We start from the raw sequence: 12,857 nt of genomic DNA on the forward strand, positions 1-12,857 counted from the left end.
TGGGCTATTGGGAGAACTTGCGCGCGCCGACGACGCAGAGGATCACGGCAATCGTCACCCCGAGCATGCCCAGGCTGACCTGTTCATGCAGCAGGCCGGCGGCCAGGCCAAGGCCGAAGAAGGGCTGCAGCAACTGCAACTGGCCGACGGCGGCGATCCCGCCCTGGGCCAGCCCGCGATACCAGAACACAAAGCCGATCAGCATGCTGAACAGCGAGACATAGGCCAGGCTGGTCCAGGCCGGCAGGCTGATGCCGCTGAAGGTGGCAGGCAGGCTGAACAGGGTCAGGACGATCATCAGCGGCAGCGACAATACCAGCGCCCAGGAAATCACCTGCCAGCCACCCAGGGTGCGCGACAGCTTGGCGCCCTCTGCGTAGCCCAGGCCACAGACCAGCACTGACAGCAGCATCAGCAAATCGCCCTGGGGCGAAGCCGTCAGGCCCTGGGCGAAGGCATAACCCATCACCAGCAAGCTGCCCAGGATCGAGAACAGCCAGAACACCGGGCGTGGCCGCTCGCCGCCACGGATCACCCCGAACACCGCGGTGGCCAGCGGCAGCAGGCCGAGGAACACGATGGAGTGGGCCGAGGTCACGTACTGCAGGGCCAGGGCGGTCAGCAGCGGGAAACCCAGGACCACGCCCAGGGCGACGACCGCCAGGGGCAGCAGTTGCTGCTTGTTCGGGCGCCGTTCCTTGAACAGCAGCAGGATCGCCAGGGCCAGTATCCCGGCGATGGTGGCGCGGGCGACGGTGAGGAACAGCGGATCGAACTCGGCGACCGCGACCCGGGTCGCCGGCAGCGAGCCGCTGAAGATCAGCACGCCGAGAAAGCCGTTGAGCCAACCGCTGGAGGTTTTCTCCAGCACGGGGGATTGCAGGTTCGATGTCCGTTCCATTGAGGGAATCTCGCTTGAAGTGGCAAATTCAGGCCGGCATTGCGCCAGCCTTGCGTCGGATCCATCCTAGGATCGAGAATCAGCACAATCAAAAAATTGTCATGGATACAGCGCCTATGGCCCGTGCTCGCTACAAGCAATTGGTCGACGCCTTCGCCAGCGATATCCGCAGTGGCGTGCTGGCTCCCGGCACCCGCCTGCCGACCCATCGCGAGCTGGCGGCGAGGGAAGGCCTGGCCCTGGTCACCGCATCCAGGGTGTATGCCGAACTGGAGGCCATGGGGCTGGTCAGCGGTGAAACCGGGCGCGGCACCTTCGTCCGCGAGACTGCCTTGCCACCAGCGCAGGGTGTGGACCAGCTGGCCACGGCCACCGGCACCCTGGACCTGAACTTCAACTACCCATCCTTGCCCGGCCAGGCCGAGCTGCTGCGCGGCGCCTTGCGCCAGTTGGCCTCCAGTGGCGATCTGGAGGCCTTGTTGCGCTACCAGCCCCATGCCGGGCGTCCCCATGAGCGGGCCGTGGTGGCGCGCTACTTGGCCAGCCATGGGCTGGCGGTGGAGAGCGAGCAAGTACTGATGGTCAGCGGTGCCCAGCATGGCTTGGCGGTTGCCGCCATGGCGTTGCTCAAGCCCGGCGACGTGGTGGCCACCGATGCCTTGACCTACCCGGGCTTCAAGGTGGTGGCGGACGCCCATGGCCTGGAATTGCTGGCCATTCCCCTGACGCCGCAGGGGCCGGATCTCGCGGCCTTCGAGCGCCTGTGCCGGCAGCGGCGGGTGCGGGCGGTGTATGCCATGCCGACCTTGCACAATCCCATGGGCTGGGTCCTGGACCTGGCCTGGCGCCGGCGCCTGGTGGCGATCGCCCGGGAGCAGCGGCTGCTGATCATCGAGGATGGAGCCTACGCGTTTCTCGCCGAGGACCCGCCACCGCCCCTGGCCGCCCTGGCCCCGGACCTCACCCTGTATGTGTCGGGGTTCTCGAAGAATGTCGCGGCTGGTTTGCGGGTGGGTTACCTGGTGGCGCCTGCGGCCTGGACCCAGGCTCTGGAACGGGCGATCCGCGCCACTACCTGGAGCAATCCCGGGGTGATGAGCGCCATGGCCTGTGCCTGGATCGAGGACGGCACCGTGGCCCGCCTGGAGCAGGAGAAACGCGCCGATGCACGCCAGCGCCAGGCGCTGGCGCGGGAATTGTTGACGGGGCTGGAGATCCTCGGCCATCCCGGTGCCTACTTCCTCTGGCTGCCATTGCCCGAGGAGGTGCGGGCCGACCAGGTGGCCATGGCGCTGCTGCGCGAGAAAGTCTCGGTGTCCACGGCCGAGCCTTTCGTATGCGCCGGGCCGGTGCCCCATGCCATTCGCCTGGCCCTGGGCTCGGTGAGCCTGGCGGAGCTGCGCGAGGCGTTGCTCAAGGTGCGTCGGGTGATCGCTCGCTATGCGTTCTGAAGCGGCAAGCTACTGGCTTGCCGCTCGCGCCTGGCGGCTGTTCCTCAGAGCTTGAACTGGTTCACCAGGCCGTTGAGGTCCACCGCCAGGCGCGACAGTTCCTGGCTGGCGGCGTTGCTCTGGTTGGCGCCGGCCGAGGTCTGGGTCGACAGGTCACGAATGTTGACCAGGTTGCGATCCACCTCGCGGGCCACCTGGGCCTGTTCTTCGCTGGCGCTGGCGATCACCAGGTTGCGCTCGTTGATCGAGGTGATGGCCTGGGTGATCTGGTCCAGGGCCAGTCCCGAGGCCCGCGCCGCCTCCAGGGTCAGGTGCGCCCGTTCATTGCTGGTGCGCATGGCACTGACCGCGCCCTCGGTGCCTTCCTCGATGGTGTTGATCATGCTTTCGATTTCCTGGGTCGACTGCTGGGTACGATGGGCCAGGGCCCGCACCTCGTCGGCGACCACCGCGAAACCACGCCCGGCGTCACCGGCGCGGGCGGCTTCGATGGCGGCATTGAGAGCCAGCAGGTTGGTTTGCTCGGCGATCGAGCGGATCACCTCCAGCACCTGGCCGATGTTGCGCACATCCACCGCCAGGTGTTCGACCCGCTCGCAGGTCTGGGTCACGTCCCGGGCCAGCTGGCCGATGGAGTCGACGGTGTGTTGCACCTGCTCGCGGCCATGGTGGGCGGTGCGGTCGGTTTCCTTGGACGCCTCGGAGGTGCTCACGGCGTTACGCGCTACTTCTTCCACGGCGGCGGTCATCTCATTGACCGCGGTAGCCGCCTGTTCCACTTCATTGCTTTGCTGATGCAGGGTCTGGCTGGAATGGTCGGTCACCGCATGCAGCTCCTCGGCGGCCGAGGCCAGCTGGTTGGAGGAGTCGGCGATGCGCTGCAGGGTGTTGCGCAGGCTCGCCTGCATGGTCTGCAAGGCTTGCAGCAGGCGCGCCGGTTCGTCCTTGCCGCTGATGGCGATGCTCTGGCCCAGGTCGCCGCTGGCGATGGTCTCGGCCACGCCCAGGGCCTGGCCCAGGGGCCGCACGATGCTGCGGGTGAGCAACAGGGCCAGGGCGATGGTCAGGGCCACGACCACCAGCAGGATCACCACCACCATGGCGCTGGCGCTCTGGAATACCTGGCTGCTTTTCTCGGCGGCGGCGACCCCGCCCCGGGTGTTGATATCGATGATGCTCAACAGCTCCTTGAGCATGGCATCGGCGTTGACCAGGAACGATCCGCCGTCGACGATGTTCACCGCTGCTTCCTTGTGGCCTTGGCGGACTTGCTCCAGCACCTGGTGCTGGTCCTTCGCATAGGCCGCCCTGGCGTTGAGGTAACGCTCGTAGGCGGCACGTTCCTCGGGTTCGCTGATCAACTGTTCGTAGGTGGCCTGCTGGCGGTCCAGTTGCTGTTCGAGTTGCTCGACCCGGGCCAGCAGCGCCTGCACGGCGCTGGCCTCACGGACCACCAGCATGCGCAGGGTGATGGTGCGGATCTGGGTGCTGGTCAGGGCCACGGCATTGGCGGCGACGATGGAGGGTTGCCAGTTTTGGTCGACCTCAAGGGATTGCTGGTTCATGCGCTGCATTTCCAGCAACGAGAAGCCCCCCAGGCCCAGTGCGAGCAAGGCGATCAGGGCGAAGCTTAGCCCTGCGCGGCGGGATATGTTCATCGTTCTCAAGAGCATGACGGTGTTCCTTGTGGCAGCAAAAAGCGCAACCGGCGTGCGAAGCGCGGTTGCATCGGTGCGGCGCGCTATGGAGCAGGCTCCATGGCGCCGTCGGCGTTTTTGCACACAAGGCTGGCACCAGGCGCATCTGGCGGCGCCTTTGGCGAGCGTTATCCCGTCTAGGCGGGGTCAGGCCCCCGAGCCGGAAAACCGCCGGATGATAGCACAATGACATGTATTTCGGGCGGTTTGCTGAAGGGATTCAGCCGGTCTGTTCCAGGAGGAAGCCCGCGACCGCGTCGGCACTGGCGGCTGGGCGTTCCTGCATGAAGCAATGGTGGCCGTCGAGCACCTGGGTGTGCAGGTGCCGGTTGATGGCGGCCCAGCGCTCGATCGAGCGGGCGACATAGGGGTAGCTGTCGTGCCCGCGGATCGCCAGGGTCGGGGTGCGGATCTGGCCCAGGGCCTGCCACAGGCGCCGGGGAACGGAGCTGAAGATATCCACTTCACGCTCGGGGGCGCACTTGAGCGCCACGCCCTGGCCGTCGTCCTTCAGGCCGTGCTCGATGTAGGCGGCCAAGGCCTCGTCGCACCAGCCCTTGAACACCCCGCGATTGGCCAGGGCAGCCCGGGCCGCCGTGCGGTCGGGCCAGTGGCGCCGGCGAGAGGCGGCCTTGCGCGCCAGGCTGTGGCGGCGGTTCAGGCCCAGCACCGACAGCACCCGCAGCGAGCTGATCATCGAGGGGGTGAACAGTACCGGGTCGAGCAGCACGGCCCGGGTGAACAGTTGTGGGCGCTCGGCCAGCACCAGGCAGGTCAGTACCGCGCCAAAGCTATGCCCCAGGGCATGGCGCGGTACTGCGCCGTAGTCCGCCAGCCCGGCTTCGAAGGCTTCGGCGGCCAGTTGCGCGGTGCGGTTCCAGCCCAGGAACGGGCCACCATGGTCACTGTCGCCGTGGCCCTGGACGTCGCTGAGCCACAGGTCGAAAGACTCGGCCAGCAGCGCCAGCATCGGTTGGTAGGCCATGGCGCAGAAGCCGTTGCCATGGAGAAAGTGCAGCAACGGCTTGCCCGAGGGCACGGAGCGCAGGCCGCGCAGGGTGAAGCCTTCGCGGCATGGATGGGACCAGGGAATCAACTGCATGGAGCCTCGACAGGGGCGGTGGGCACAGCCGGGCATTGTCGACGGGCTGAAATCCGAGTCAAGGGTCGATCCGGACCGCCTCCAGCACTATCGGTCCTGGAGCTGGCGGAACGACAGGCTGATTCGCTCGCCGGCACCCGACGCCTTGGGGATCGCGTGCAACCACTGGGTTTGCAAGGCGTCGGACATATGCAGCAGCGAACCGGCGCCCAGGTTGTATTCGTGGATCCGGCCACTTTGCTTGTGCTTGAACAGCATGCTGCGCGCATGCCCCAGGGAAATCACCACCACGCCGGTGCCTGGCACCAGTTGTTCGTTGGCATCGGAATGAAAGCCCATGGACGACTGGCCGTCGGGGTAGAAGTTGAGCAGGCAATTATTGGGACGAAACCCCAGCAATTGCTCGATGGCCGGGCACAGCCGCTCCAGCACCTCGGGCATGGGGACCGCCGGGTAGCTGATCTGCGAATAGTCATAGGGCAGGCCGAAGCTGGCGGTCTTGCGCGCGCGCATGCGCTCGTCCCAGGACACCGAGGCCTTGAGCTGCTCGAACAGCGCGCGGGGATCGGGGATGAAATGGGTGACGAAATCGATATCGGGTGCGGTCATGCCGGGCCTGCCTTGGCTGGAGAAAGAAAATGACGGGAGTGGGTCGCCGCGAGCTTCAGCGCCTTGCCTGGAGTTCCAGGGTGCCGCCGCAACGGGCCTGGAGAAATTCCCCGGCCTGTCGCCCCAGTTCGATCCGGGAGGCGCTGATGGCCAGGACCAGGGGCGTCTTGGATAGCGGATCGATGTCCAGGCGCTGCGTGCTGTCGGCCCGCAGGATCAGGGTCAGCTCTGTCCACTGGTCATCGGCCGCGCTGTGGCTGTCGCCATCGGAATCGACATTGCACCCGGTGCCCCACAGGTGTTCGGCGACCCGGTAGAAGGCCGGGCGCGGGCCGGGGCCGTGGAGCAGGAATCTAGGCATGGGATCGAGCGAGAGAGGGCGGACCGCGACGGTAGCTCGCCCTCGTTGCTTCGTGCAAGTGCCGGCGGGTTCAGCCGCCGTTGGCGCCGAGGATGCTCGCCACCTGGCGCGGCTGGCAGTTGAGGTAGGCCGAGGATTTGAGCCAGCGCTGGTCGGGATACCAGGAGAACATGAACTGGCCGTCCTTGAGCTTGTCTATGACCTGGCGCGCCACCTGCGGACGCACGGCCGGGCAGCCCTGGCTGCGGCCGATGCGGCCCTGGCGCTGGCTCCACAAGGGGTTCACGTAGTCGGCGGCATGGATCACGATGTCGCGGTCACGGGCCCGGTCGTTGAAGCCCGGCTCCAGGCCATCCATGCGCAGCGAGTAGCCATGGCTGCCTTCGTAGCTTTCCTGGGTGCGGAACAGGCCCAGGCTGGATTGATAGCTGCCCAGGCGGTTGGAGAATTGCGTGGCGAAGTTTTCCCCGGATTTCTGCCCGTGGGCCACCAGGTCGCGCAGCACCAGCTTCTTGCTGCGCAGGTCGAAGATCCACAGGCGTCGGGCGGTGGAGGGCTGGGAGTAGTCGATCACCGCCAGGTGCCGGGCTTGCCGCGCACCGCTGCTGACCGCGCACTGCATGGCGCTCAGGGCGCTTTTCAGGGCCTGGGGGTTGAGGTCCGGGGCGGCGTGGGCGAGGCTGGCGTACAGCGTCGGGCTGGTGGTGGGGCGAGGTTTGCTGGAAGCGAAGGAAGGACTGCAAATGGCGCCCAGGGCAAGGGCCGCCAGGCAGAATCGGCACAAGAAGGTCAACATGTCTAAAACATCCCCATGGTCACTTTGGCTCCCGACGTCCTGTCTCCCCGGCAGTCTGGTCTATATGTTTAATTCCCAGGCCTGATTGTTCTCTGCATCTGCCGTAACGCTTGGCCCTCAGCCTGAGGGCAATGGATTGGAGTAAAGCAGTTGTTCAAAAAACACGCATGTTACTTGAGCCTGTGGCTGCTCGCTGCGCCATTGGTCGCGCTGGCCGAGGACTTGCCGCCGGCGAGCCCCCTGCCGGGGGCGCTGGCCCAGCCGGCGCTGGCCTGCCCGGCACTGGCCCCGCGCCTGGACCTGCCGACGCAGCAATTGTTGCAGGCGTTCTATCGCGAGCAGGGCGAGCAACCGGTGTGGTCGACCGGGGCGCGCCTGGAACAACTGCAGGCGCAATTGGCGGGCTTGGTCGATGACGGCCTGGACCCTGGGCACTATCGCCTGCCACCGGCCAGCGCGGGGGGCGATGGCTTGTGCCGCGACATCGATATCAGCCACCAGTACCTGCAAGCCCTGCAGGACCTGCATTACGGGCGCCTGTCGCAGACCCGCTTCGAGCCATTGTGGCGGGCCCAGCCGTTGCCGGACGATCGCCAGGGCGTGTTGCTGGCCATTGCCGGGCCGGGGCTGGATGACCTCGGCGCGGCATTCGACCGGGCACGGCCCAACCTCGAGCAGTACCGCAACCTGCGCCGGGCCTATGCCCATGAGCGGCAACAGCCCTTGCCCCGTTGGCAAGACGTGGCCGGCGGCCCGTTGTTGCGCCCACACATGGAGGACAAGCGTGTCCCGGACCTGGCCCAGCGCCTGTATCACGGCGGTTTCCTGGCCAGCCCCAGGGTCGATGCCGACAACATCTACAGCGACGATCTGGTGAGTGCGGTGAAGAGTTTCCAGCTCAGCCACTCGCTGCAGGCCGACGGCGTGGTGGGGGCTGGCACCCTGAAGGAAATGAACGTCAGCCCGGCCCTGCGTCGCGAGCAGTTGCGCATCAACCTCGAACGCCTGCGTTGGCTGGCCCGGGACTTCGAGCCGAACATCGTGCTGGTCAACGTCGCCGCGGCGCAGTTGAGTTTCTACCAGCACGATGCGCTGGTCTGGCAGACCCGCACCCAGGTCGGTCGCGCCGAGCGCCAGACGCCGCTGCTCAAGTCCCAGGTCACGCGCCTGACCCTGAACCCGACCTGGACCGTGCCGCCGACCATCCTCAAGGAAGACAAGCTGCCGCAGATCCGCCGTGACCAGGGTTTCCTCAATCGACAGGACCTGCAGGTGCTGGACGCCAATGGCCAGCCCCTGGCCGCCGAGGACATCGATTGGGAGCGTCCGGGCAACATCCTCCTGCGCCAGGGGGCCGGGCCGCGTAATCCCCTGGGGCGCATCGCCATCCGTTTTCCCAACCCGTTCTCGGTCTACCTGCACGATACGCCGAGCCAGGCGCTGTTCAGCAAGGGGCCGCGGGCCTTCAGCTCCGGCTGCGTGCGGGTCGAGCAGGCACTGCAACTGCGCGACTGGTTGCTCAGCCCGGCGGAGCGCTTGCGTACCAACGATTTGCTGGCCACCGGCCTGACCCACGAGTTCCGCCTGGCCAAGCCGGTGCCGATCCTGCTCACCTACTGGACGGTGCAGGCCGACAGCCATGGGCAATTGCTGTATGCACCGGACATCTACGGGCATGACCCGCTGCTGTCCACCGCCCTGGGCAGCAAGATCTGACTTGCGCAAACCGCGGCCTGGCCTGGTGACTTGCGGTATTGTGTGCGGCCTTTTTCGCCACGGATCCAAGACTGCGCCATGCCACTGACCAAACGCCAGCAAGCTGCCATGGAGCGCTTGCTGGCCACTACCCTCACCGAAGCCTGCGAAGCGGCCAAGATCCGCCTCGAAGGTTTTTCCTGGTTGACCCACGAAGTGGACTACGCGGTGTTTCCCGCGAGTCTGGTGGTGGTTTGGGTGTTCGCTGCCCAGGCCGACAAGGAGCGGGCCCTGGCGGCGGGAGAGGGTCCGTGGATGATCGAACTCACGGCCCGGGCGCTGGCGGATGCCGGCGTCACCCTTGAACCGGTGGCAGGCCATGTGTTCTTCGACAGCGAAGAACAGTGCCAGCGGATCAGTGGTGGTGATTGGACCCGGCGCCTGGCGCGCCTGCGACCGGGGCGGGGCTGAGATGGCCAAGGAAATCGACAACCCCTGTATTGCCCTGTGCCAGCTCAGCGGCGACTTGTGCGTGAGCTGCGGGCGCACCAAGGACGATATCCGCAAGTGGAAACGCATGAAGCGCCCAGAGAAGATGGCCGCCGCGCAACGGGCCGGCGCCCGCCTCAAGGCCCTGCGCAAAAAGCAGGGCTGAGACCTGGTTAGTCAAATGTCATTTTGAAACTGTCCCGCGCCCAAACGCCTGACACTTAACCAGAAATCTTTCTGGGGTTGCAGTTCAGTGAGCTCGAGTTTGTAGTCCTGACCGAATTCGTCCTCTACCGTTAGCGTCTTGTCCCAATCAAAATCCGGATCTTCAGAGATGCAGTAGGAGGGGTGAGGATTATCGATCTCGAAATGGATCGAGTAGACAGCGAGGGGCGGTGACAGCAGTTGCTTCTGCTGATACCTCTGCCATAGCTGGCGAATATTTGGATCACACAGTTGTTCGGCGAAGGCCAGGGCCTGGGGAATGTCATCCCAGGCAGCTTGGACCTGTTGTTGCACCGCCGCCAATCTATGCTGTGGCAGCTCATCGCTCGGGTGCTCAACATAGATCAGGCGGATACCGAACTGCTGTTCGCATTGCATGACACCTGGACGAACTTTCCAGTGGCCAAGTAGGGGTGTGTTGAGGAGATCTATCTGCATGGCCCGGAAACCTACACCCCTTGGCGGCGCATGGCCAGGATGGTGCTGCCGAAGAAGATGAAGGTGGAGCCCACGACCCGGTTGACCCATTTCGACAGCGCCGGGCGGGTCAGCACGCCTTTGGCCCGGGAGGCCAGCAGGGCATAGATGCTCAGCGAGACCAGCGACAGGGCCATGAAGATCAGGGTCAGGATGAAGAACTGCGGCAGCAGGGCGGCATGCTGGTCGATGAACTGCGGGAACAGCGCGGTGAAGAAGATGGTCGCCTTGGGGTTGGTGGCGGCGGTCAGGAACGCCGACTTGAACAGCTTGAACCGCGGCGGGGCGCTGACGCGCTGGTCATCCGGATTGTTGGCGCTGAGCAATGGGCTCTTGCTCAGCAACTGCTTGGCACCGAGGTAGAACAGGTAGCCGGCGCCGAGGATCTTCACGGCGTTGAATACCCATTCGGAACTGGCGATCAGCGCCCCCAGGCCCAGCATGGCCGCCGCGGACATGCAGAACAGGCCACTGATATTGCCCAGGGATGACCACAGGGTGGACTTGGCGCCGTAGGTCACGCTGTTGTGCAGCGCCACCAGGGTGGCCGGGCCAGGGCTGGCGATGGCGATGGCGGCGACCAGGGTATAGGCAAGTATCGAGTGGGCATCCATGGCTTGGACTCGTCGGGAAAGGGAGGCTGGATTCTACAGGACAAACCGCCGGGAAATCCTCTGCGACACGCTGCGAACGTGCCGATTAGAGCGTGCGGTGGTAGACCACCAGGTCACAGGACGAGGCGATCACCAGGCTCCGGCCGCTGTAGGAGAAACCAAAGGCCCGGCACTCATGCTCGATGGCTAGCTTGTGGAAGGTCGCCGGGCGGTTGTGCTGGGCGCCGTAGAGCCAGGAGCCTGGTTCGACCAGCAACAAGTGCTGTTCGGGCCAGGCCAGGGGCACATTGTGCACCGCCCAGCCATCGTCGCTGCCCAAGGGCAGGCTGCCGCCATTGATCCCTGACATGGCGATGCGTCGGCCCGCCAGGGGCCCGATGCCCTCGGCCTCGAGGTAGCGATCGCTTTCGACCTCTTCGGTGTAGTCCCGGGCGATCTTCTGGCCGGTCTCGCAATCGATGACACTGCGCCCGGTACTGGAGATCACCAGCAGCAATTCCCGATCACGATCGAAGCCGACTTCCAGCAGGCTGCCGGTGGCGCGTCGGGTGACCAGTACCCAGGGCGCCGGGGCCGGGCCGATCGGCTGCTGCCTGATGGTTTCGCGCAGGGATTGCAGGGGGGATGGGTCCATGGTGGCTCCGCTTGCTGGCTTGTGCACTGCTCAAGATGAACGGCAGCGGGCGATTCTAGCCAACGGGCCGTTTTACCGCTCTACATCATTGCCGTGATCGATAGTTATCATCAAAAAGTGGAGGTTCCGTTTTTCCTGCAAAGGAGGAAGATAGCGCTTACGCCGTTTTTGTTGCAGAAGGAAATACCCGATGAGAATCTCGACTTTGCTAGCCCTTGTCGTCGTCTTGCTCTCGGGAACCGGTGCTCCAGCGGTGGCCCTGGCTGCCGATGACATGGCCTGCCATTTCCTGCCCATGGCCGACAGCGGCGCCAACCTGCAGCACGCGCAATCGGTTGGTGTGCTGTACAGCGAGAACACCCTCAATACCCTGGAGTACCTGGAGCACTACCATTCGGTGGCGCTCAACGGCGCGAAGAACGCCGGCCTCGATCCTCGTATCAGCCAGGCCTTCGTCAACAGCTCCGATCCGAAGTTGGCGATCAACTGGTTGATGGCTTCGCTGAGCAAGCACTTCGCTGCGGTGACCGTCTACGACAACCTCGATGCCGTGGTCCAGGCCCATCCCGACGTGGTGGTAATGCTCGACACCTACAACCAGCTGGTGACCAAGCGCAACAACCGGGTGGAGGCGCGCTTCATCGCCAAGTTCTACGACTCCAACCTGCAGTACATCGGCCAGGCCGAAGGGGTCCGGGCCAAGGACCTGCCTTCGGTCTGGGTGCGGGGCAAGGCGGCCCCGGAAATCGCTGCCCAGATCAACCAGCAGACCGAGCTGCAGCTCGATGCCCTGAAACAGTTCGACCTCTCGCTCAAGGCCCTGGTGAGCCAGGAGGATGCCGGGCAGATGGCGGTCAATCAGTGACGCTGTCCTGGCTGTAATGCAAACGCCCCGACTTGTCGGGGCGTTTTCGTTCAGGGGGGCTTCATGTGGGCTCAAGGCGCGCCGAACATCGCGGTCCAGTAGATGCCGGCATCGCTTTTGGGGTCCACCGCATAGGCCGCGCCCAGCTCACGGTAGGCTGGGTTCATCAGGTTGGCGCAATGCCCGGGGCTGGCCAGCCAGCCATCCACTACCTTGCGCACGCTGTCCTGGCCGGCGGCGATGTTCTCGCCCACTTGCTGGCCGGCGTAACCTGCCAGTTCCGCGCGGTCGCCAGGGGTGCGCCCGTCGCGATCCTTGTGGTCGAAGTAGTTCTGGTTGGCCATGGCCCGGCTATGTTCCTGGGCGGTTTCGCCCAGGGTGGCGCTCCAGGCCAGGGGCGCGGTGGCGGCAAAACCCTGGCCGCCACATTGCCGCGCCTGGCTGCGGGCGTTGTTGATCTGCGCCAGCAATTGCTGGCCCTCGGCCTGCCAATCGCCCAGGCGTGCCGACAATAGCGGGCGGGCGAGGACGATGCGCCACTGGGTGGCCTGGCGATTGACCGCGATATCGACGAACTGCGGGTCCAGCACCACCTGGCAGAAACTCTCGCGGATCGCCTGCATCGCCGCTTGGGCATCACGCGGGCCGGACAGGCTGATGGCCTGGACGTTGACCATGGGGTAGGCCGCCCGTGCCAGGGCCTGCTGCAAGTCGCCGACGTTGTCCACCGGCAGGATCAGGCGCGGGTCGCTGGCCAGCGGCGGCAGTTCGGACGAGGCCTGGTTGGCGCAGCGTTGCGGCTGGCTGCGGTAGGCGTTGATCGACTCGATCAACTGTGCCTGGTCGTCGGCCATGGCCCCGGCCGGGCCCAGCAGGCCCAGGGACAGGATGGCGACGGGCAACAGCAATGAACGCATGGACATGAAGGTCTCCCAGGAATC

15 protein-coding genes and 1 pseudogene are annotated in these 12,857 nt (G+C 65.4%); 5 read left to right on the forward strand and 11 right to left on the reverse strand.

Going from position 1 to position 12,857, the window contains the following annotated elements; all coding sequences use genetic code 11:
- Window positions 1–4: 4 nt before the first annotated feature.
- The gene (locus H7A76_RS20480; RefSeq protein ID WP_185700177.1) at window positions 5–901 is read right to left on the reverse strand and encodes a DMT family transporter; all 897 of its coding nucleotides are present in this window, start codon (window positions 899–901) and stop codon (window positions 5–7) included.
- A 116-nt stretch (window positions 902–1,017) separates the two neighbouring features.
- Here H7A76_RS20480 and H7A76_RS20485 point away from each other — a divergent pair, with 116 nt between their 5' ends.
- Complete coding sequence (locus H7A76_RS20485) at window positions 1,018–2,352, forward strand: PLP-dependent aminotransferase family protein (protein WP_185700178.1); 1,335 nt, start codon at window positions 1,018–1,020, stop codon at window positions 2,350–2,352.
- A gap of 44 nt (window positions 2,353–2,396) precedes the next feature.
- Here H7A76_RS20485 and H7A76_RS32840 read toward each other — a convergent pair whose 3' ends face one another.
- From H7A76_RS32840 to H7A76_RS20510, 6 genes and pseudogenes are all read right to left on the reverse strand, one after another.
- Window positions 2,397–3,260, reverse strand: coding sequence for a methyl-accepting chemotaxis protein (locus tag H7A76_RS32840; protein WP_409519199.1), 864 nt, complete (start codon window positions 3,258–3,260; stop codon window positions 2,397–2,399).
- A pseudogene (locus tag H7A76_RS32845) lies at window positions 3,255–4,025 on the reverse strand (MCP four helix bundle domain-containing protein); the annotation flags it as partial. The pseudogene H7A76_RS32845 and the gene H7A76_RS32840, both read right to left, overlap by 6 nt.
- Before the next feature lie 244 nt (window positions 4,026–4,269).
- On the reverse strand, window positions 4,270–5,151 hold the full coding sequence (locus H7A76_RS20495) for an alpha/beta fold hydrolase (RefSeq protein WP_185700180.1): 882 nt from the start codon (window positions 5,149–5,151) through the stop codon (window positions 4,270–4,272).
- 87 nt (window positions 5,152–5,238) lie between these two features.
- Window positions 5,239–5,760 carry an alpha-ketoglutarate-dependent dioxygenase AlkB gene (locus tag H7A76_RS20500; protein ID WP_185700181.1) on the reverse strand — a complete coding sequence of 174 codons (522 nt, stop codon included), beginning with the start codon at window positions 5,758–5,760 and terminating at the stop codon, window positions 5,239–5,241.
- Between the two features lie 55 nt (window positions 5,761–5,815).
- Entirely contained in the window at window positions 5,816–6,121 is a 306-nt protein-coding gene (locus tag H7A76_RS20505) for a hypothetical protein (RefSeq protein WP_185700182.1), read from the reverse strand.
- Between the two features lie 70 nt (window positions 6,122–6,191).
- Complete coding sequence (locus H7A76_RS20510) at window positions 6,192–6,917, reverse strand: murein L,D-transpeptidase catalytic domain family protein (protein WP_022643762.1); 726 nt, start codon at window positions 6,915–6,917, stop codon at window positions 6,192–6,194.
- Window positions 6,918–7,067: 150 nt separating this feature from the next.
- On the opposite strand from H7A76_RS20510, the gene H7A76_RS20515 reads away from it, so the two are divergent.
- The 3 genes from H7A76_RS20515 (at window position 7,068) to H7A76_RS20525 (ending at window position 9,267) form a co-directional block, all read left to right on the forward strand.
- Window positions 7,068–8,633 carry a murein L,D-transpeptidase gene (locus H7A76_RS20515; protein ID WP_185700183.1) on the forward strand — a complete coding sequence of 522 codons (1,566 nt, stop codon included), beginning with the start codon at window positions 7,068–7,070 and terminating at the stop codon, window positions 8,631–8,633.
- A gap of 78 nt (window positions 8,634–8,711) precedes the next feature.
- Window positions 8,712–9,083 (forward strand): hypothetical protein, encoded by a 372-nt coding sequence (locus H7A76_RS20520; RefSeq protein WP_185700184.1) that lies wholly within the window; start codon window positions 8,712–8,714, stop codon window positions 9,081–9,083.
- Between the two features lies 1 nt (window position 9,084).
- The gene (locus tag H7A76_RS20525) at window positions 9,085–9,267 is read left to right on the forward strand and encodes a DUF1289 domain-containing protein (protein ID WP_185700185.1); all 183 of its coding nucleotides are present in this window, start codon (window positions 9,085–9,087) and stop codon (window positions 9,265–9,267) included.
- Between the two features lie 11 nt (window positions 9,268–9,278).
- On the opposite strand, the gene H7A76_RS20530 is transcribed toward H7A76_RS20525, so the two are convergent.
- The 3 genes from H7A76_RS20530 to H7A76_RS20540 all read right to left on the reverse strand — a co-directional run bounded on the left by H7A76_RS20530 (window position 9,279) and on the right by H7A76_RS20540 (window position 11,051).
- Window positions 9,279–9,764 carry a hypothetical protein gene (locus tag H7A76_RS20530; protein WP_185700186.1) on the reverse strand — a complete coding sequence of 162 codons (486 nt, stop codon included), beginning with the start codon at window positions 9,762–9,764 and terminating at the stop codon, window positions 9,279–9,281.
- 11 nt (window positions 9,765–9,775) lie between these two features.
- The gene (locus H7A76_RS20535) at window positions 9,776–10,417 is read right to left on the reverse strand and encodes a LysE family translocator (protein ID WP_185700187.1); all 642 of its coding nucleotides are present in this window, start codon (window positions 10,415–10,417) and stop codon (window positions 9,776–9,778) included.
- A gap of 85 nt (window positions 10,418–10,502) precedes the next feature.
- Entirely contained in the window at window positions 10,503–11,051 is a 549-nt protein-coding gene (locus tag H7A76_RS20540; RefSeq protein ID WP_185700188.1) for a hypothetical protein, read from the reverse strand.
- A gap of 190 nt (window positions 11,052–11,241) precedes the next feature.
- Between H7A76_RS20540 and H7A76_RS20545 the strand changes: the two genes are divergently transcribed.
- A complete protein-coding gene (locus H7A76_RS20545) occupies window positions 11,242–11,916 on the forward strand; it encodes an ATPase (RefSeq protein WP_185700189.1) in 675 nt (224 codons plus the stop codon).
- 71 nt (window positions 11,917–11,987) lie between these two features.
- Here H7A76_RS20545 and H7A76_RS20550 read toward each other — a convergent pair whose 3' ends face one another.
- Window positions 11,988–12,833 (reverse strand): CAP domain-containing protein, encoded by an 846-nt coding sequence (locus tag H7A76_RS20550; RefSeq protein WP_185700284.1) that lies wholly within the window; start codon window positions 12,831–12,833, stop codon window positions 11,988–11,990.
- Window positions 12,834–12,857: the final 24 nt, after the last annotated feature.

The sequence above is a fragment of the Pseudomonas sp. MSSRFD41 genome (assembly GCF_014230245.1).
GTDB classification, from domain to species: domain Bacteria; phylum Pseudomonadota; class Gammaproteobacteria; order Pseudomonadales; family Pseudomonadaceae; genus Aquipseudomonas; species Aquipseudomonas piscis.